Annotated in this window: 17 protein-coding genes; 7 read left to right on the top strand and 10 right to left on the bottom strand. The window is 75.5% G+C overall.

Going from position 1 to position 17,202, the window contains the following annotated elements:
- The first annotated feature begins 21 nt into the window (after nt 1-21).
- From ACZ7IF_RS04380 to ACZ7IF_RS04370, 3 genes are all read left to right on the top strand, one after another.
- Entirely contained in the window at nt 22-1,110 is a 1,089-nt protein-coding gene (locus ACZ7IF_RS04380) for a WD40/YVTN/BNR-like repeat-containing protein (RefSeq protein ID WP_470962803.1), read from the top strand.
- Between the two features lie 49 nt (nt 1,111-1,159).
- Nucleotides 1,160-1,846 (top strand): uracil-DNA glycosylase, encoded by a 687-nt coding sequence (locus ACZ7IF_RS04375; RefSeq protein WP_470962800.1) that lies wholly within the window; start codon nt 1,160-1,162, stop codon nt 1,844-1,846.
- Nucleotides 1,847-1,956: 110 nt separating this feature from the next.
- The gene (locus tag ACZ7IF_RS04370; protein ID WP_470962797.1) at nt 1,957-2,877 is read left to right on the top strand and encodes a sirohydrochlorin chelatase; all 921 of its coding nucleotides are present in this window, start codon (nt 1,957-1,959) and stop codon (nt 2,875-2,877) included.
- 70 nt (nt 2,878-2,947) lie between these two features.
- Here the strand turns inward: ACZ7IF_RS04370 and ACZ7IF_RS04365 are convergent, their stop codons facing one another.
- From ACZ7IF_RS04365 to ACZ7IF_RS04350, 4 genes are all read right to left on the bottom strand, one after another.
- Nucleotides 2,948-4,015, bottom strand: coding sequence for a lactonase family protein (locus tag ACZ7IF_RS04365; RefSeq protein WP_470962794.1), 1,068 nt, complete (start codon nt 4,013-4,015; stop codon nt 2,948-2,950).
- Between the two features lie 56 nt (nt 4,016-4,071).
- Nucleotides 4,072-5,211 (bottom strand): nitric oxide synthase oxygenase, encoded by a 1,140-nt coding sequence (locus tag ACZ7IF_RS04360; RefSeq protein WP_470962791.1) that lies wholly within the window; start codon nt 5,209-5,211, stop codon nt 4,072-4,074.
- Nucleotides 5,212-5,437: 226 nt separating this feature from the next.
- Nucleotides 5,438-6,007, bottom strand: coding sequence for a GNAT family N-acetyltransferase (locus tag ACZ7IF_RS04355; RefSeq protein ID WP_470962789.1), 570 nt, complete (start codon nt 6,005-6,007; stop codon nt 5,438-5,440).
- Nucleotides 6,008-6,087: 80 nt separating this feature from the next.
- Complete coding sequence (locus tag ACZ7IF_RS04350) at nt 6,088-7,593, bottom strand: FUSC family protein (RefSeq protein ID WP_470962786.1); 1,506 nt, start codon at nt 7,591-7,593, stop codon at nt 6,088-6,090.
- Between the two features lie 331 nt (nt 7,594-7,924).
- On the opposite strand from ACZ7IF_RS04350, the gene ACZ7IF_RS04345 reads away from it, so the two are divergent.
- On the top strand, nt 7,925-8,734 hold the full coding sequence (locus tag ACZ7IF_RS04345; protein ID WP_470962783.1) for an FAD-dependent monooxygenase: 810 nt from the start codon (nt 7,925-7,927) through the stop codon (nt 8,732-8,734).
- 12 nt (nt 8,735-8,746) lie between these two features.
- On the opposite strand, the gene ACZ7IF_RS04340 is transcribed toward ACZ7IF_RS04345, so the two are convergent.
- Genes ACZ7IF_RS04340 through ACZ7IF_RS04330 form a run of 3 tightly spaced genes read right to left on the bottom strand, consistent with a single transcriptional unit; the run spans nt 8,747 to nt 11,204 of the window.
- Nucleotides 8,747-9,169 (bottom strand): universal stress protein, encoded by a 423-nt coding sequence (locus ACZ7IF_RS04340; protein WP_125814510.1) that lies wholly within the window; start codon nt 9,167-9,169, stop codon nt 8,747-8,749.
- 9 nt (nt 9,170-9,178) lie between these two features.
- Nucleotides 9,179-10,696, bottom strand: a complete 1,518-nt coding sequence (locus ACZ7IF_RS04335; RefSeq protein ID WP_470962781.1) for an APC family permease — start codon at nt 10,694-10,696, stop codon at nt 9,179-9,181.
- 55 nt (nt 10,697-10,751) lie between these two features.
- The gene (locus ACZ7IF_RS04330; protein ID WP_470962778.1) at nt 10,752-11,204 is read right to left on the bottom strand and encodes a carboxymuconolactone decarboxylase family protein; all 453 of its coding nucleotides are present in this window, start codon (nt 11,202-11,204) and stop codon (nt 10,752-10,754) included.
- A 46-nt stretch (nt 11,205-11,250) separates the two neighbouring features.
- Between ACZ7IF_RS04330 and pdxR the strand changes: the two genes are divergently transcribed.
- Nucleotides 11,251-12,696 (top strand): MocR-like pyridoxine biosynthesis transcription factor PdxR, encoded by a 1,446-nt coding sequence (gene pdxR, locus ACZ7IF_RS04325; RefSeq protein ID WP_470962775.1) that lies wholly within the window; start codon nt 11,251-11,253, stop codon nt 12,694-12,696.
- 7 nt (nt 12,697-12,703) lie between these two features.
- Here pdxR and ACZ7IF_RS04320 read toward each other — a convergent pair whose 3' ends face one another.
- Entirely contained in the window at nt 12,704-13,297 is a 594-nt protein-coding gene (locus ACZ7IF_RS04320) for a histidine phosphatase family protein (protein WP_470962772.1), read from the bottom strand.
- Nucleotides 13,298-13,376: 79 nt separating this feature from the next.
- Between ACZ7IF_RS04320 and ACZ7IF_RS04315 the strand changes: the two genes are divergently transcribed.
- The gene (locus tag ACZ7IF_RS04315) at nt 13,377-14,084 is read left to right on the top strand and encodes a YoaK family protein (RefSeq protein WP_470962769.1); all 708 of its coding nucleotides are present in this window, start codon (nt 13,377-13,379) and stop codon (nt 14,082-14,084) included.
- 89 nt (nt 14,085-14,173) lie between these two features.
- Nucleotides 14,174-14,779, top strand: coding sequence for an RNA polymerase sigma factor (locus ACZ7IF_RS04310; protein ID WP_470962765.1), 606 nt, complete (start codon nt 14,174-14,176; stop codon nt 14,777-14,779).
- On the opposite strand, the gene ACZ7IF_RS04305 is transcribed toward ACZ7IF_RS04310, so the two are convergent.
- A complete protein-coding gene (locus ACZ7IF_RS04305) occupies nt 14,703-15,689 on the bottom strand; it encodes a MerR family transcriptional regulator (RefSeq protein WP_470962762.1) in 987 nt (328 codons plus the stop codon). The genes ACZ7IF_RS04310 and ACZ7IF_RS04305 overlap by 77 nt on opposite strands.
- A 4-nt stretch (nt 15,690-15,693) precedes the next feature.
- On the bottom strand, nt 15,694-17,091 hold the full coding sequence (locus ACZ7IF_RS04300; protein ID WP_470962759.1) for a cryptochrome/photolyase family protein: 1,398 nt from the start codon (nt 17,089-17,091) through the stop codon (nt 15,694-15,696).
- Nucleotides 17,092-17,202 lie beyond the last annotated feature (111 nt).

The raw sequence follows: 17,202 nt of genomic DNA, 5'->3' as shown, positions 1-17,202 counted from the left end.
CGACGTCCGGAGGTGTCGGCCATGACCGACGTGGTACTGCTCGCGGGGACCCGCAAGGGCCTCTTCATCGGCCGCCGCCGGGGCGGGCGCCCCTGGGAGTTCGACGGACCGCACTTCAACGCCCAGGCCGTCTCGGCGGTGGCCCTGGACACCCGGGGGCCGCGGCCCCGGCTGCTGGTCGGCGGGGACAGCTCGCACTGGGGGCCGTCCGTCTTCAGTTCGGACGACCTGGGCGCGACCTGGCGCGAGCCCGCCTCGCCCGCCGTGAAGTTCCCGCAGGACACCGGCGCCTCGCTGGAGCGGGTCTGGCAGCTGCACCCGGCCGGCCCGGAGGCCCCGGACGTGGTCTACGCCGGGACGGAGCCCGCAGCGCTCTTCCGCTCGGCCGACCGGGGCGAGTCCTTCGAGCTGGTCCGGCCGCTGTGGGAGCACCCGACCCGCTCGGAGTGGGTGCCGGGCGGCGGCGGCGAGGGCCTGCACACGGTGATCACCGACCCGGCCGACGCGGACGCCGTGACCGTGGCGGTCTCCACCGCCGGGGTGTTCCGCACCCGGGACGGCGGGGCGAGCTGGGAGCCGTCCAACCACGGGGTCTCGGCGGCCTTCCTGCCGGACCCGGACCCGGAGTTCGGCCAGTGCGTCCACAAGATCGCCCAGGACGCCGGGGACCCCGGCCGGCTCTACCTCCAGAACCACTGGGGGGTCTACCGCAGCGACGACGCGGGCGCCGCCTGGACCGACATCGGCGCCGGGCTGCCCTCCGACTTCGGCTTCGCCGTGGCCGCCCACCCCCACCGCCCGGACACCGCGTACGTCTTCCCGCTGAACGCCGACTCCGACCGGGTCCCCGCGGAGCACCGCTGCCGGGTCTTCCGCACCCGGGACGCGGGCGCCACCTGGGAGCCCCTCTCCAAGGGGCTGCCGGCCGGCGACCACTACGGCACCGTCCTGCGCGACGCCCTGTGCACCGACGACGCCGACCCGGCGGGCGTCTACTTCGGCAACCGCAACGGCGAGCTGTACGCCAGCCACGACGACGGCGACAGCTGGCAGCTGCTCGCCGAGCACCTGCCGGACGTGCTCTGCGTACGGGCGGCCGTACTGCCCTGAGGCCCGGAGCGGGACCGGCTGTCGGTGTGGGCCAGTAGAGTGATCACCCATGGCAGCACGACCGTTGAACGAGATCGTCGAGCCGGGCTGGGCCCGTGCTCTGGAGCCGGTGGCGGGGCAGATCGCCGCCATGGGCGACTTCCTGCGCACCGAGATCGCGGCAGGCAGAACGTACGTCCCGGCCGGGGCGAACGTGCTGCGCGCGTTCCAGCAGCCCTTCGACGAGGTGAAGGTACTGATCGTCGGGCAGGACCCCTACCCGACCCCCGGGCACGCGATGGGCCTGTCCTTCTCGGTCGCCCCCGAGGTGAGTCCGTGGCCGCCCAGCCTGGACAACATCTTCCGCGAGATGCACGCGGACATCGGGACGGGCCGGCCGCTCAACGGCGACCTGACCCCCTGGACCCGGCAGGGCGTCCTGCTGCTGAACCGCTCGCTCACCACCGCCCCGCGCAAGCCGAACGCGCACCGGGGGAAGGGCTGGGAGGCGGTCACCGAGCAGGCGATCCGGGCCCTCGCCGCGCGCGGGAAGCCGCTGGTCTCCATCCTGTGGGGCAGCGACGCCCGCCGTCTGCGCCCCCTGCTGGGGAGCCTGCCGGCCGTGGAGTCGGTCCACCCCTCCCCCATGTCCGCCGACCGGGGCTTCTTCGGGTCGAGGCCGTTCAGCCGGACCAACGAGCTGCTGGCCGGGCAGGGAGCGGAGCCCGTCGACTGGCGCCTGCCGACAGTCAGTTGAACCTTATATGACATTGAACTACGACATTCAATGGATAAATCCGGACAGATGCCGCCCGAGCGGGCCCTGCCCGAACACGTGGTTCCGATAAACCAGTAGCATGCGGCGCCATGAGCTCCCCCACTGGGCCCGCAAACGGCCTGCCCGTACGAATGCCGCGACCCCGCCAGACCGGACGGCACCGCCGGCCCGAGCCCGCGGTGGCGCCCGAGGGCGCGCCCGCGCTGGTGCTCGCCGTGCCCGGTGCCCCCTCGGCCGCCTCGCGGGGGCTGGCCGAAGAGGTCATCAGCATCGGCCGCTCCGAGCTGCCGGGCCTGGACGCCCGGATCGGCTACCTCGAAGGCGAGGACGGCGAGGAGAGCGAGTTCCCCTCGCTGTCCGGAGTCCTGAACGCCGTCGCGCAGGAGCGGACCGCGCGCGCGGAGTTCGCCCGCGCCGCCGGTCTGGACGTGCCCGCGCCGACCGGCCCCGACGCCGTGGTCGTGCCCCTGCTGGCCGGCCCCGACGGGGACCTGCTGCGCCGGATGCGCCAGGCGCTGATGGACTCCTCGGCCGCCGCCGAGCTGGCCGACGTACTCGGCCCGCACCCGCTGCTCGCCGAGGGCCTGCACGTCCGGCTCTCGGAGGCCGGCCTGGCCCGCGCCGACCGGGCCCGCCTGTTCACCGTGGCCACCGCCGCCGACGGCATCATCCTGGCCACCACCGGCGGCGAGGAGGCCGTCCAGGCGGCCGGGATCACCGGCATGCTGCTGGCCGCCCGGCTCGCGGTGCCCGTGATCGCCGCCGCCCTCGACCAGGAGGGCTCGGTGGCGGCGGTCGCCGCCGAACTGCGCGGTTCCGGTTCGGTCCAGCTGGCGCTGGCCCCGTACCTGATCGGCCCGGAAGCGGCCGAGGGCCTGCTGGACACCGCCTGCAAGGAGGCCGACTGCTCGGCCGCCGAGGTGCTCGGGTCGTATCCGGCGCTCGGCAAGCTGGCCGTGGCGCAGTACAGCGCCGCCCTGGGCATCCAGCTGGGCGCCGCCGCGCAGTAGGACCGCCCGCACGTGTGAGGGGGCCCGTCCGGAATCCGTTCCGGACGGGCCCTTCGCCGTGCCGGGAGACCTATGCGAAGACCACGCAGGAGGCCGCGGGGACGGCCACCGAGCCGGCCCGGTGCGGGTGCCCGGTCAGCGGGTCCACCTCGAACCAGGTGACGTCCCCGGAGCGCTCGTTGGCCGCGTAGAGGCGGCGGCCCGAGGGGTCGGCGGCCAGGTCGCGCGGCCAGTGGCCGCCGCATCCGGTCGTCCCGGTGGGCCGCGGCCGCTCGGGGCCGCCGGCGAGGGAGAAGGTCACCAGGGTGTCGGTCCCGCGGACGGCGGCCCAGAGGAAGCGGCCGTCGGCCGAGACCGTGACCGCCGAGGGGTAGGCCCGTGCGCCGTCCGGAGCGGCCCCGGAGGCGACCGGGACCTCGCCCGCGACTTCGAGGCGGCCGGCGGCCGCGTCCCAGCGGCAGACGGTCAGCTGCGGCTCCAGCTCGTGCAGTACGTAGACCACCTCGCCCGCCGGGTGGAAGGCGAGATGGCGCGGCCCGGTCCCGGCGCGCAGGACGGCCTTCGCGTGCTCCCGGGGCGCGCCGGTGGCCGGGTCGAGCGCGAGGACGCGTACGGCGTCGCCGCCGAGGTCCACGGTGAGCACCCAGCGGCCGGTGGGGTCGGGGAGCACCTGGTGGGCGTGCGGGCCGGCCTGCCGCTCGGCATCGGGCCCGGAGCCGCTGTGGGTGAGGACGGCGGCCGGGCCGGCGATGCCGCCGTCGGGGGCGAGCGGCAGGCTGCTGACGCTGCCGGAGCCGTAGTTGGCGGTGAGCAGCCGACGGCCGGCCAGGCTGAGGTGGGTGGGCCCCGAGCCGTCGACGGGAACGGGGGCGCCCAGCGGGGCGAGCCCTCCGGCGGTGGCGCGGAAGGCGCCCACGGCTCCCCGGCCGGTCTCGCTCACCGCGTAGAGCACGCCGGAATCCCGGTCGACGGTGAGGTACGAGGGGTCGGCCAGGGAGTCCGCGGACGAGAGCGGGGTCAGCGCTCCGGTGGCCGGATCCACGGCCGCGGTGGTGACACCGCGGCCGCCCCCCGAGGTGAACGAGCCGATGTAGGCCCGGTGTCCGCCGCCCTGGTCCGTGCTGTGCGCGCCGCCCACTGGTGCCTCTTTCCGCCGTCCCGGATCCGCCTCCGGAGCCGACGGTAACAGAAGGTCTAGACCAAGTCCCGTCCCCTGGCCCGTTCCTGGGCGCCGGGGTGGTGGACGTACGCGGTGGAGCTCGGCCGGTCCTCGTAGGTCCGGTGGAAGACGGGCGTGGCGGACCCGGAGATCGGCGGGACGATCCAGGACCAGTCCGCGCCCACCTCGCGGCCCTTGCGCTCCTCGCGCTCCAGGTGCGAGAGGAACCGCCGGGACTCGGTGTGGTGGTCGGCGATGGTGACCCCGGCCCGGTCGAAGGAGTCCAGCACCGCGCGGTTGAGCTCGACCAGCGCCCGGTCCTTCCACAGCGAGCGCTCGCTGGAGGTGTCCAGGCCGAGTCTGCGGGCGACGGCCGGGAGGAGGTTGTAGCGGTCGGTGTCGGCGAGGTTGCGCGCGCCGATCTCGGTGCCCATGTACCAGCCGTTGAACGGGGCGGCCGGATAGTGGATGCCGCCGATCTCCAGGCACATGTTGGAGATGGCGGGAACGGCGTGCCAGCGCAGCCCCCAGTCGCTCCAGTCGTCGCGCTCGTCGGGGTGCCGGATCGGGACCTCCAGCACGGCGTCCGCCGGGGTGTCGAACCAGCGGGGCTTGTCGTCCACGCCCTGCACGACCAGCGGGAGGAGGTCGAAGGGGGTGCCGGCGCCGCCGGACCAGCCGAGTCCGAGCAGGGCCTCGGTGAGCGGTGCGTTGCGGGCGTCGCCGACCGTTATGGAGTGGTGGTCCCCGTAGCCGGCGTAGCGCACCAGCTGCTCGCTCCAGATCAGCGGGCCCGGGCGGTCCGGGGCGTCGGGGGCGAAGACGGTGATGGTGGGCCGGACCCGGCCGCCGTTGGTCGCCTCGCGCAGGTGCTCGAAGCACTCGGCGGCGATGTCCTCGGCCCCGGTCAGCCCGCGCCGGTCGCGGACCCGCAGGGAGTTCCAGTAGAGCCGGCCTATGCAGCGGTTGCTGTTGCGCCAGGCCACGCGGGCGCCGTGGACCAGCTCCTGCGGGGTGTGCCGGTAGGTGCCGGTCTCCGCGAGCTCGGCCCGTACGGCGGCGAGCCGGGCACGCGGATCACCGGCCTGCGGATTCTCCCGGTGGAAGAGCCGGATGAACTCCTCGGCTTCCTCCCACACCTGAGCGGCGCTCGAGTGCTTCTGCAGAATTTCCATTCCGGGCGGTTACCCCCTGTCCGACCAGATCCACCCTGTACATGCCGGATGAATGTGCAATGAACAATCACCCGTTGTACACGGCGCAGGTCAGCCCGACGGGGCTGGAGCGCCCGGAACACCCCTCCGAGTGATCTCGGTGCATTGCCCTGCGGTGAGGTGCCTCGTGGGCCTATCATCCGCGGCATTCCGGATAGTTGGGGAGCGGGGCCGCGAGCGGGCCGGGTCAGCCGCAGGGGCGGCTCATGAACAGGGCGTGCTCGCCCGCCGCCGGCGTGCCGTCGTAGAGGGCGGTGTCCAGGCCGCAGAGCGTGAACCCCATGCGCCGGTAGGCGTGCACGGCGGGGGCGTTGACCGAGCTGACCTCCAGCCAGAGGTGCGCGGCGCCGCGTTCGCGCGCGAAGCCGGCCGCGAGCTCCATGAGGGCCCGGCCGACGCCGCGGCCCCGGTGGCCGGGGGCGACCTCGATGTCGTCGACGGTCAGGCGCCGGTTCCAGGGGGCGTAGGTGACGGCGGCGAAGCCGCACAGGGCCCCGGCGTCCAGGGCGACGAAGGTCCGGGAGTCCTCCCCCTGCGCGCCGTCCCCGTCCTCCCCGTCCTCCCCGTCCTGGGCGGGCGGGAAGACCTTGCGCAGCGGAGGGTCCACCGGGACCTCGCGGAGCGCGAAGCCGCCGTCGGTGGCGGTCACCTCGAACACGGTGGGGGTGAGGAAGGAGCCGTCCAGGGACTCGATCGCCTCGCGGTCCCCGGGGCGGGCTGTGCGGTATTCGAGGGCCGGGGCCTGCGGGGTCGTCATGGCCCCGACCGTACCGCCCGCGCGGGGCGGGCGGTACGGGCGGTCCAGGCGGCTCGGGCGGTCCAGGCGGCTCGGGCGGTTCAGGCGGTGATGACCAGCGGGGCGCGGGGGTCCGTGCGCAGCGGGGTGGCCAGGGCGACGAGGGCCTCCTCCAGGCCGTGCAGGTGGGCCAGGGCCGGTTCGGCTCCGGACTCCCGGGCGGCGGTGCGCGGCGCGGCGGGCTCCGGGGCTCCCTCGGGGGTGGTGAGCGCCTCGACGGCAGCCTCCACCCGCCAGCAGGCGGCGGCGAGCCGGGCGTCGTGGGAGGCCTGCGGGTCGGCGGCGACGGCCACGAGCCCGCGCACCTCGCGGGCGCAGTCGTCGAGCAGCGCCATGACCTGCCGGGCCCGGGCCTTGCGGGCGCGCAGCGGGCTCAGCGGGTGGACGAGCGGCGCGAGGGCGACGCGCGCGCGGACCAGCAGGAGTTCCAGCTCGGCGGCGTGCGGGGCGGGGTCGGCCGCGGGGTCTCCGGCGAGGCGGTCGAGGGAGGCCGCGGTGGCGGCCCGTACGCAGTGCAGGGCGCGCTGGATCCACGCGTCGTTGGCGCCGTGGGTGGTCACGGGGAGGATCAGCACCACGGCGAGGGCGGCGCCGAGGGCGCCGACGGCGGTCTCCTCGAAGCGCAGGAGCAGCAGTCCGGGGTGCAGCACGCCGAGGAGCCCGTAGAGCAGCCCGGCCATGACGGTGACGAAGAACATCATCCAGGAGTAGGAGGGCGCCGCCGTGTAGAAGATGCCGAAGACGCAGACGGCCACGAGGGCGGCGGTGGGCGCGGGCGCGCCGTGCAGCGGTACGGCTATCAGCAGGCCGGCGGCGATGCCCACGACGGTGCCCAGGACCCGGCGGAAGCCGCGGACCAGGGTCTCGCCGCGCGAGGCGGTGTTGACGAAGATCCACCAGGCGGTGCCGACGGCCCAGTACCAGCGGTCCTCGGACAGCACCTGGCCGATGGCGAGGGCGAAGGCGCAGGCGGCGGTGGCCTGGAAGGCCTGGCGGGTGGTGGGCCGGGCCAGGCCGGTGCCGGGCAGCGGCGGCGGCGCGGCGGCGGGGGGCGTGCGGCGCTCGATGGGCCACAGCACGAAGCGCACCGCCCCGGCCGACAGGAGCGCCAGGGCGACGGCGGCGAACAGCTCGGGCAGCTGGGCGGGCCGGGCGTGCAGGAACTGGGTGACGAAGAACATCATGAAGCCGAAGATGCCGAGGGCGTGGCCGCGCGGCCCCCAGCGGCGTGCGTAGACCCCGGCGAAGACGACGGCGAGGAAGGCCGCGTCGCGGGCGGGCGGCATCCCGTGCAGTCCGGTGGCCAGCACCAGGACGGGGAAGCCGGCAGCGGGCAGCAGGGCGGTGGTCACCCGCTGGGCGCGGACGTTCGCGTCGAGGACGGTGAACAGCGCGAGCAGCGCCGCGAGCCCGCCGGTGATGGAGGCGGTGAGCGAGAGCCCCGCCAGTTCGGCGACGGCGACGGCGAGCCCGGTGCCGATCACCGCCCTGAGCGAGTTCCGCAGTCTGGTGCGCCCCGGATCCGGAGCCACGAACATCCTCTTCATGGCGGTGTGCCGCCCCCCTCGGAGTGAAGCGCGCCGGCCCGGCGTCCGCCCGGGGGTGGTGGGCGGCGGACGGGCACGGCGAAGGCACCGCGCTCCGGACCGGCCTCGTTGCCGTCCGGCGCTGCGCGGCGCCGAAAGTACATGGATATGACACAGATAAGCATCCGCAGGGGCAATGGCTCAAGCGACGTCCGTCACGCTGGACCGTTGGCACAGCTCCGGGGCGCGATTTCCGGCCACTGGGAGGCCAACGGACCGGGCGGTCCCGGAGCGTGCCGGGCGCCGGGCTCCCCGTCGCGCGGAGCGGGGGCGGCGAGCACACGATGGAGGGGTGCGAGGCGATGCGGCGGACGTGCTCGTCGCAGGCGCGGGCCCGGTGGGTCTGACCGCGGCGGTGGAGCTGCGCACCCGGTTCCTGGGCGCGGCCCACATCCACCCGCCCACCGGCGCCCAGGGCATGAACACCGGCATCCAGGACGCCTGGAACCTGGCCTGGAAGCTCTCCCCCGCGGTCGCCGGGGAGGGGCACCCCCGGCTCCTGGAGAGCCACGACGCGGAGCGCCGGCCGGCCGGCGAGGAGGTCGTCCGGCGGACGGTCCGGCACGCCACCCAGGGGTTCTCGGCCGATCCCGCCGACCCCGCCTCCTTCGTGCTGCGGGAGGCGCAGCTGCTCGTCGGCCACCCCGACAGCCAGGTCGTCCGGCGGGCGGACCACGGGGCGGACGACGGAGGGCACGGGGGCCCGCGGCCCGGCGAGCGGGCCCCGGACTGCGGGGGGCTGACGGGGGAGGTCGCGCGGTTCCCGCTGCGGCTGTTCGACCTGCCACGGGACCGCGAGCACGTGCTGCTGCTCCACACGGACGGCGCACCCGGCTCGTACGTCCCCGCACTCGCCGCACTGGCGGACGGGTTGCCGGCGGGGCGGCTCACGGCGTACGCGGTCCTCTCCGAGGGCGGGACCGCGCCCGCCGGGGCTGCGTGGCCCGTGTACCGCGACGGGCGGGGCGAGTTCGCCCGGCTGTACGGGGTGCGGGAGCCGACGGCCTTCGTGGTGCGGCCCGACGGCTGCCCGGGGGCCCGGCCCTGCCCGCCGACGGCCGAAGGGCTGGCCGGTTGCCTGGCGGGCGTGTTCGGCGACTGAGCCCCGGTCGGATCAGGGGCCGTCCTCGGTCGGCACGCACAGCACCGGGACGGGCGAGAGGTGCAGCAGCTTGTGCGGGGTGGAGCCGAGCAGGGCCCCCCGGATCGGGCTGTCACCCCAGCTGCCGACGATGATGACCCGCGCGTGGTGGCGTTCGGCGGCGGCGAGCAGGGCCTGGGCCGGCTTGTCGTCCACCACCTCCACCGTCGAGGGGACGCCCGCCTCGTCGGCGGCCTCGACGGCCCGGGCGAGCGCGGCGCGGCCGGCCTGGAGGACGGCCTCGCGGTGGGCGCGGTACTCCTCCCCCGTGGCTCCGGGCGCGGCGGCTCCGTAGACGAGGACCAGGGGTTCCCCGAAGGCTGTGGCCACCTCCAGCGCCACCCGCAGGGCCCGCTCGGCGCCGGGGGACTCGTCGTAACCAAGGACCACGGACATCCGGCCTCCTCAGCTCTTCCCGCCGCGTACGAGGGCCGGGTCGACCACGCCCCGGCGCTCCTGCCAGAACCTGCCGTCGCGGACCCGCCAGAAGCACATGAGGAGCACGCCGAGGGCGGCGATGCCGATCCCGATGACCAGCGGCGGGCCGAGGCCGAACCAGGAGGCCCCGCCGGCGGAGTTGCGCGGGTCGGACATGTCGATGACGGACTCCACCAGCAGCCAGGTCAGGAGTCCGGCGCCGATCAGCGGGCCCACGCCGATGAGGAAGAAGTTGTGCGCGTTCTCCAGCAGGTGGCGGCGGTAGTAGACGGCGCAGGCCACGCCGGTGAGCGCGTAGTAGAAGGCGATCAGCAGGGAGAGGGCGGTGAGGGAGTCCAGGAGGGCGTTCTCGCTGATCTGGTTGACGACGAGGTACCAGGCGATGGCGATGCCGGCCACCCACCAGGTGCTGACCTCCGGGGTGTGGAAGCGGGGGTGGATGTGGGCGAGGTGCGGGGGCAGGGCGTGCCGGCGGGCCATGGACAGGGCGGTCCGGGAGGCGGGGATGATCGTCGTCTGGGTGGAGGCGAGGGCGGAGGTGCAGACGGCGAGGAGCACCATCCAGTCCCAGCCGCCCATCACCTCGTGCGCGAGGACGGCGAAGACCGCCTCCTCCTCGGCGGCGTTCTCGGCGAGGAACTCCGTCCCGGCGTAGGCGACGATGGCGAAGCCGACGGACAGGTAGGTGACCAGCAGCACCAGGGTGGACCAGATGCCGGCCTTGCCGGGGGCGGTGGCGGAGTCCTCGACCTCCTCGGTGAGGTTCACGGCGGACTCCCAGCCCCAGTAGATGAACACGCCGAGCAGCAGTCCGCCCGTGAGGGCGGCGCCGCCCGCCCCGAAGGGGTTGAGCCAGGTGAGTGAGGGCTCCATGCCGTCGAGGGTGCTGGTGCCGGCGTAGACGCGGTAGATCGCGACGACGGCGAAGACCAGCAGGAAGAAGACCTGGGCGAGGATCAGGACGTCCTGGAGGTGGGCGGAGAGTTCGGTGCCGATGACGCAGACGGCGGTCATGGCGAGGATGACGACGACGGTGAGCGTCTGGCGGACCACCTGGTTGGCGGCCCAGCCGTCGAGCCCGGCGGCGAGCAGGCCGAAGTGGACGGCCACGTCGGCGAGGGAGCCGATGACGAGCACCCCGGTCATGGTGATGGCCCAGCCGCCGAGCCAGCCCGCCCAGGGGCCCATGGCCCGGGTCACCCAGGAGAAGGTGGTGCCGCAGTCCTGGTCGACCTTGTTGAGGTAGTAGAAGGCGGCGGCGATGAGGAGCATCGGCACGAAGGAGGCCAGCATCACGCCCGGCGCGTAGATGCCGGCCAGGGCCACGATCGGGCCGATGACGGCGGCCAGGGAGTAGGCGGGCGAGGTGGAGTTGAGGCCGATGACGAGCGCGTCGAGGAAGCCGATCGCGTTGGCCTTGAGGCCCTCCTCGGGGCCGGCGTCCCCGATGGTGCTGCCCGCCTCGGCGCGGTCGCCGTCGTTCATGTACGCATCGTCACGCACGTTACGGCGGCGCGCGAGGCGGGCGGGGCGGGCCGCGTTACTCGGTGCCGGGGGTCTTGCGGGTGGTGACGTTCATCCGGTTCCAGGTGTTGACGGTGAAGACGAGCGCGATCAGGTGGGCCAGTTCCTCTTCACCGAAGTGCCGTGCGGCCTCGTCGTAGACGGCGTCCGAGACGCCGCCGGGCAGCAGGGTGATCTCCTCGGTCAGGGCGAGGGCCGCGCGCTCCTTCTCGGTGAACAGGCTGGAGTCGTGCCAGGCGGAGAGCTGGTGGATCCGCTCCTGCGACTCGCCGCCCTTGCGGGCGTCGCCGGCGTGGTAGTCGATGCAGTACGCGCAGCGGTTGATCTGCGAGGCGCGGATCTGGACCAGTTCGAGGAGGACGGGGTCCAGGCCCTTGCGGGCGGCGGCGTCGAGGGCGAGTACGGCCTTGAAGACGCGGGGGGCGACGGCGGAGAAGTCCATGCGTTCGGGAACCTGAAAAGTTGTCATGTGAAGAAGCTATGGGCGTGATCGACCGGACGTAGGGTTCATTTCCATGCGGAGATCCTGGGTCAATTCAGCGGAGGAACCTCCCTCCGGCAACGGCAGCGATCTGCACCTGGACCTGAGCGGCGGGGGCAGCCTGCGCTCCCGGCTGATGCGCGCCCTGCGGGAGGCGGTGCACTCGGGGCGGCTGGCGCCGGGGACCCGGCTGCCGCCCTACCGGACGCTCGCCGCCGACCTGGGGATCGCCCGCAACACCGTCGCCGACGCGTACGCCGAGCTGGTCGAGGAGGGCTGGCTGTCGGCGCGCCAGGGGTCGGGCACCCGGGTCGCGGAGCGGGCCGTCCCGCTGGAGCCCGAGCGGCCGCGCGGTCCGGCCCGGCCCACGCGGCGGCGTACCGTCCACGATCTGCTGCCCAGCTCCCCGGACGCCTCCGCCTTCCCCCGTACGGCCTGGCTGGGCGCGGCCCGGCGGGCCCTGGCCGCCGCCCCGCACGACGCCTTCGGGGTGGGCGACCCGCGCGGCCGGATCGAGCTGCGGCGCGCCCTGACGGAGTACCTCGCGCGGGCGCGGGGCGTACGGACGGCGCCCGACCGGATCGTGCTCTGCTCCGGCTTCGCGCACGCGCTGGAACTGCTGGGCGGGGTCCTGACGGGCCCGGTCGCCGTGGAGTCGTACGGGCTGCCCTTCCACCGGGAGGTCCTGGAGCGGGCCGGGAGGGCGACGGTGCCGCTGACCGTGGACGGCCGGGGCGCGCGGGTCGGGGAGCTCGCGGGGACGGGGGCGCGGGCCGTGCTGCTCACGCCCGCGCACCAGTTCCCGACGGGCGGGCCGCTGCACCCCGAGCGGCGGGCGGCGGTGGTGGACTGGGCGCGGGCCCGCGGCGGGGTGGTCATCGAGGACGACTACGACGGGGAGTTCCGTTACGACCGCCAGCCGGTCGGCGCCGTGCAGGGCCTGGACCCGGAGCGGATCGTGTACATCGGCTCCGTCAGCAAGAGCCTGTCGCCCGCGCTGCGCATGGGCTGGATGGTGCTGCCGGGCCGGCTGGTGGACGAGGTCCTGGAGGCGAAGGGTCCGCGCGAGATGTGGTCGGGGGTGACGGACCAGCTCACCCTGGCCGAGTTCGTCTCCTCGGGCGGCTACGACCGCCACCTGCGCCGGATGCGGCAGGTCTACCGGCGCCGCCGGGACCTGCTGGCGGCGCGGCTCGCGGCCGAGGCCCCGCACGTCCGGGTCAGCGGGGTCGCGGCCGGGCTGCACGCGGTGCTGGAGCTGCCGCCGGGCACCGAGGCGGCCGCCCTGCGCGCGGCGCGGCGGGCGGGGCTGGCGCTGGACGGGCTGGGGCCGTACCTGCACCCGGACAGTGCCACGGCCCCGCGGGACGGGCTGGTGCTGGGCTACGGCACCCCGCCCGAGCACGCGTTCGCGGCGGCGCTCGACGCCCTGTGCCTGGCCCTGCCCGAGCCGCCGCCGGCGGGGCCGGAGCCTGCCTGAGGGGTGGTCAGGGACGGGTGTTCCAGCCCGCGATGACCGGGAGCCCGTGCTCCGTGGACAGGGTGCTGACCGTGCCGGTGCGCAGCAGGAAGAGCCGGCCGTCCTGCGGGGGCAGGCCGAGGTAGCGGGCGGTCAGGACGCGCAGGAAGTGGCCGTGGGCGACGAGCACGACGTCGCCCCGGCCGGCGCTCAGGGCCCCCGCGACGCGGGCTAGTACCCGGTCCGCGCGGGCGCCGACCTGGGCGGCCTGCTCTCCGGGGTGCCGGGCGTCGCCCGGCGGGACGCCGTCGGTCCACAGCGACCAGTCGGGCCGGGTGCGCCGGATCTCGGCGGTGGTGACTCCCTCGTAGCCGCCGTAGTCCCATTCGTGGAGGTCGGGTTCGGGGATCCCGCCGGTGAGCCCGGCGAGTTCGGCCGTGGCGACGGCCCGGCTCAGCGGGCTGGTCAGTACCAGGGCGGGCTCCCGGTCGCGGAACCAGGGGGCCAGCGAGAGGGCCTCGTCGGCGCCCCGCGCGGTCAGCGGCACGTCGGTCAGCCCCGTGTGGCGGCCGTCCGCGCTCCACGCCGTCTCCCCGTGCCTCACCAGCAGCAGTTCGCTCATGTCCGGACCCTACGGCGGTGCGCCGGTGCCCGGCATGTCGTGCCCCCGGAACGGGGAGGGCGTGTCACTGTCGGGCGTCATGGACGTGCGTGAGTGCAGGCGGCTGACCGTCCTGCTGCTGGTGCTGACCTGGGTGACCGGGCTGATCGAGGCCGTCAGCCTGCTGGCCCTGGGGCCGGTGTTCACCGCCATGCAGACCGGCAACGTGCTGTTCCTGGCCTTCGGCACGGCCCACCAGGGGGGCCTGCCCGCGCTGGCGTCGGGGGTGTCGCTGCTGTCGTTCGCGGTCGGCGCGGTGTGCGCGGCCCGGCTGGAGGGGGCCGCGCAGGCCCGGGGGCGGCACTGGTTCGTGATCGGCCTGGCGGTGGAGGCGGCCCTGGTCCTGGCCGCCGTCTGCGTCGGATGGGGCGTGCCGCCCCGGTACGGGAACCCGGCCGCGCGGCACCTGATGACGGCCGCCGTCCTCGCGGTGGCGATGGGCTTCCGCAACGTCACCAGCATGCGGGTCAACCTGCCGGGGGTCCCGACCACCCTGGTCACCCGGTCGATGACGGCCTTCCTCGGCGGCTCGGCGCTGGGGCACGACAGCGCCTTCGGATACGGCACGGGGGCGTGGGGGCGGCGCGCGTGGGCGATCGCCGCGATGTTCACGGGCGGGCTGACCGGGGCCCTGCTGGTGCGGGCCGGGTGGACGGTGAACTGGCTGCTGCTGCCCGCGTCCGTGGTGGTGTGCGGGGTCGCCCTGGCCTACCTGCGGCAGCCGGCGCTGCGCCCCGGCACCTGCTGAGCCGGAGCGGAGCGGGCCGAGCCCGGCCGGAATCGATGCGAGAACGGTGCAAGTGGATACGACCCGCACCCTCCCGGGAGGCTCGTCGCATGAACACCGTTCCCCCGCGGGGCTCCCGCCCGCAGGACGACGCCCCCGCGACCGACCCAGCCGTGGAGTCCGGATTCGCCGCCGGCGACGAGGCCTGCGCGGAGGCCGTCTACCGGCGCTGGCGGCCCATGGTGCAGGCCCTGGCCCGGCGGGCCCTGGGCGATCCGCGCGAGGCCGAGGACGTGACCCAGCAGGTGTTCCTCGCGGCCTGGCGCGGCCGGGCCGGGTACCGTCCGGGGCCCGGCGGGATCGGGGCCTGGCTGACCGGCATCACCCGGCACAAGGTGGCCGACGCGCTGGAGGCCCGGGGGCGGCTGGCCCGGGTGGCACGGGCCGCCGCGCGGGGCGCCGGGGAGCCGCGCGAAGGGACGCGGGTGCCACCGCCGGAGCGGGCCCTGGACCGGGTGCTGGTCATCGGGGAGCTGGCCCGGCTGCCCGTGGCCCAGCGGCGGGTGCTGTGCCTGGCCTTCTACGCCGATCTGAGCCAGAGCCAGATCGCGGAGCGCACCGGACTCCCGCTGGGCACCGTCAAGAGCCATACGCGGCGGGCCCTGCGCGCCCTGCGGCGGTCGCTGGAGCCTGCCCGGCCACCAGTTCCGCGATGACGCCGAGGCCGGAGCGCAGCCCGGACAGCCGCCCGGTGCGCGGCCCCTGGGCCTCCGGGCCCCAGCCGGGTCCGGCGAGCAGGAGCGCCGAGTGGCCGCGCGCGCCGCGCAGCCCCCACTCGATGCCGGCGACCGAGCGGGCCAGGGCCCGGTCCGCGGTGGTGCGGGAGTGCGCCCAGAGCACCGCGGCACGGGGACCCGTACGCCGTACCGCGTCGCACAGCGCCCCGGCGGGCAGGGCGGCGCCGAACATCCGTACCGGCACGCCCCGTTCGCCGAGGGCCGCCGCCAGGGCCTCGATGGGCAGGCTGTGCAGCTCCCCCGGCACGCAGGCGAGGAGCACCGGGGGCACCCGCGCCTGGTCCGGCGCGGGGCGGATCCGGTGCAGGGCGCCGGAGACCTGCCAGGACAGCAGGTGCTCCACCTCGATGTAACGCTCCCCCGCCGAGGCCCACTTGCGGCCGACCGCGTGCAGGGTCGGCGCGATGACCTCCTCCCACGCCGCGACCAGGCCGTGTTCCGCCAGGGCGGCTTCCAGCAGTTCCGCCACCGCCGGCGCGTCCAGCCGTACGGCGGCCCGTGCGAGCCCCCGTCCCTCCGGCCGCGCCTCCCCGAGGGGGAGGGCACCGGGCCCGCCCGGCACCGCGGCCGCCGCCCTCGCGCCGGCGCGGGCGGCGGGTGCTGCGCCGAGCGCGACCCGCGCCGCCTCGGACGGGGGCACGCCCCGCGTGGTGAGCCGGCACATCTCCTCCAGACGGGCGATGTCCCGGGGCGTCCAGCGGCGGTGCCGGCCGTCCTCGCGGTGGGCCGGGCCGATGGCGTAGCGGCGCTCCCAGGAGCGCAGCGTGGTCGGGGAGACCCCGAGGCGGCGGGCGACGGCGCCGGTGCTCAGGGCGGGTTCGGGGTCCACCGGCCTACGGTACGCCGCCCGGTGCGGCGCCGGGCCGCGCCTGGCGGAAGCGGCCGAGGGCATCGGCGAGTTCCACCAGCGGCGGCGGGTAGTCGTACCGGGCCCGCTCGGGCCCGGGCAGCCGCCAGGGTTCGTGGACCCGGGGCGCGGGCAGGCCGGCCAGCTCGGGCACCCAGCGGTGGACGTAGCGGCCCTCGGGGTCGTGGCGCACGCCCTGGCGGACGGGGTTGAGGACCCGGTTGGGCCGGGTGTCGGTGCCGGTGCCGGCCACCCACTGCCAGTTGAGCTGGTTGTTGGCCAGGTCCCCGTCCACGAGGAGGGCGAGGAAGTGCCCGGCACCGGTGCGCCAGTCCACGTAGAGGCTCTTGGCGAGGAAGCTGGCCGCCAGGAGCCGGGCGCGGCCCGGCATCCAGCCCTCGTGGCGCAGCTGGCGCATGGCGGCGTCGACCACCGGGTAGCCGGTGCGGCCGTCCTTCCAGGCCTGGAGCTCCTCCTCGGCGGCCGGACCGGTGCGCCAGCGGTCGTGGCGGGGCCGGTAGTCCTCGGTGGCTGCGCCGGGGCGGGCGGCGAGGACCTGGTGGTGGAAGTCGCGCCAGCACAGCTGCCGGACGAAGGCCTCGGCCCCGGCGCCGCCGGCACCGCCGGCGCGCTGGACGGCCTCGGTGGGCGAGAGGGTGCCGAAGTGCAGGTGCGGGGAGAGCCGGGAGGTGGCGTCGGCGGCGAGGTCGTCGTGGGTGTCCTCGTAGCGGGTGATGCCGGAGCGCAGCCAGTTGGCCAGCAGCCGCCGGGCCTCGTGTTCGCCGCCGCGCGCGAGGCCCGGGGAGGTTCCGGTGACGGCTGCGCGGCGGGGCAGTTCCTCGGAGCCGATGTCCTCGGGGACGCGTACGCGGCGCGGGGCGGCGGCCACGGCCCGCCGGGGCAGTTCCGTCCAGCGGCGCAGGTAGGGGGTGAAGACGGAGAAGTGGTCGGCGCCCGAGCCGGTGGGCAGGACCGCTCCGGGGGCGACCGCCGTGACCACCGTGTCGTGGGTGTACAGCCGGCGGCCCTGCGCCTCCAGTGCCTCGCGCAGCCGTTCCTCGCGGGTCTGGGCGTAGCCGCTGACGCCCGCGGCCAGGTGCACCTCGTCGGCGTCGGCCTCCTGGACGAGCGCGCAGACCGCGGCGACGACGTCCCCGGAGCGCAGTACGAGGCGGCCGCCGCGTTCGCGCAGGCCCGCGTCGAGGTCGGCGAGGCAGTCGGCGAGGAAGGCCAGCCGGTTGGGCGCGGCGAAGCCGGAGTCCTCGATGGCCCGGTCGCGCACGAAGAGCGGGACGATCCGGTCGCAGGAGGAGAGGGCGGCGCGCAGCGGCGGATGATCGTGCAGGCGCAGGTCGGAGGTGTACAGGACCACTGCGGTGTTCATGCGCTCGGCTCCGTGTCGGGGGCTGTGGGCGGCTGCTGTCACCCTGTTCTTCGGCGCCGGGGGCGTGCTCGGATGCGGTGGCTTGCGGTGGCTTGCGGTGGCTTCCCGGCA

It is taken from the genome of Streptomyces sp. NPDC037421, assembly GCF_055602105.1.
Note: the sequence above shows the minus strand (reverse complement) of the source record. Positions and strands in the feature narration are given on the sequence as shown.

Excerpts from the sequence above, each read along its gene's own strand:
- ACZ7IF_RS04380 (WP_470962803.1), top strand. The coding sequence starts at position 22 with ATGACCGACGTGGTACTGCTCGCGGGGACCCGCAAGGGCCTCTTCATC.
- ACZ7IF_RS04375 (WP_470962800.1), top strand. The coding sequence starts at position 1,160 with ATGGCAGCACGACCGTTGAACGAGATCGTCGAGCCGGGCTGGGCCCGT.
- ACZ7IF_RS04370 (WP_470962797.1), top strand. The coding sequence starts at position 1,957 with ATGAGCTCCCCCACTGGGCCCGCAAACGGCCTGCCCGTACGAATGCCG.
- ACZ7IF_RS04360 (WP_470962791.1), bottom strand. The coding sequence starts at position 5,211 with ATGGAAATTCTGCAGAAGCACTCGAGCGCCGCTCAGGTGTGGGAGGAA.
- ACZ7IF_RS04355 (WP_470962789.1), bottom strand. The coding sequence starts at position 6,007 with ATGACGACCCCGCAGGCCCCGGCCCTCGAATACCGCACAGCCCGCCCC.
- ACZ7IF_RS04350 (WP_470962786.1), bottom strand. The coding sequence starts at position 7,593 with ATGAAGAGGATGTTCGTGGCTCCGGATCCGGGGCGCACCAGACTGCGG.
- ACZ7IF_RS04340 (WP_125814510.1), bottom strand. The coding sequence starts at position 9,169 with ATGTCCGTGGTCCTTGGTTACGACGAGTCCCCCGGCGCCGAGCGGGCC.
- ACZ7IF_RS04335 (WP_470962781.1), bottom strand. The coding sequence starts at position 10,696 with ATGAACGACGGCGACCGCGCCGAGGCGGGCAGCACCATCGGGGACGCC.
- ACZ7IF_RS04330 (WP_470962778.1), bottom strand. The coding sequence starts at position 11,204 with ATGACAACTTTTCAGGTTCCCGAACGCATGGACTTCTCCGCCGTCGCC.
- pdxR (WP_470962775.1), top strand. The coding sequence starts at position 11,251 with ATGCGGAGATCCTGGGTCAATTCAGCGGAGGAACCTCCCTCCGGCAAC.
- ACZ7IF_RS04320 (WP_470962772.1), bottom strand. The coding sequence starts at position 13,297 with ATGAGCGAACTGCTGCTGGTGAGGCACGGGGAGACGGCGTGGAGCGCG.
- ACZ7IF_RS04315 (WP_470962769.1), top strand. The coding sequence starts at position 13,377 with ATGGACGTGCGTGAGTGCAGGCGGCTGACCGTCCTGCTGCTGGTGCTG.
- ACZ7IF_RS04310 (WP_470962765.1), top strand. The coding sequence starts at position 14,174 with ATGAACACCGTTCCCCCGCGGGGCTCCCGCCCGCAGGACGACGCCCCC.
- ACZ7IF_RS04300 (WP_470962759.1), bottom strand. The coding sequence starts at position 17,091 with ATGAACACCGCAGTGGTCCTGTACACCTCCGACCTGCGCCTGCACGAT.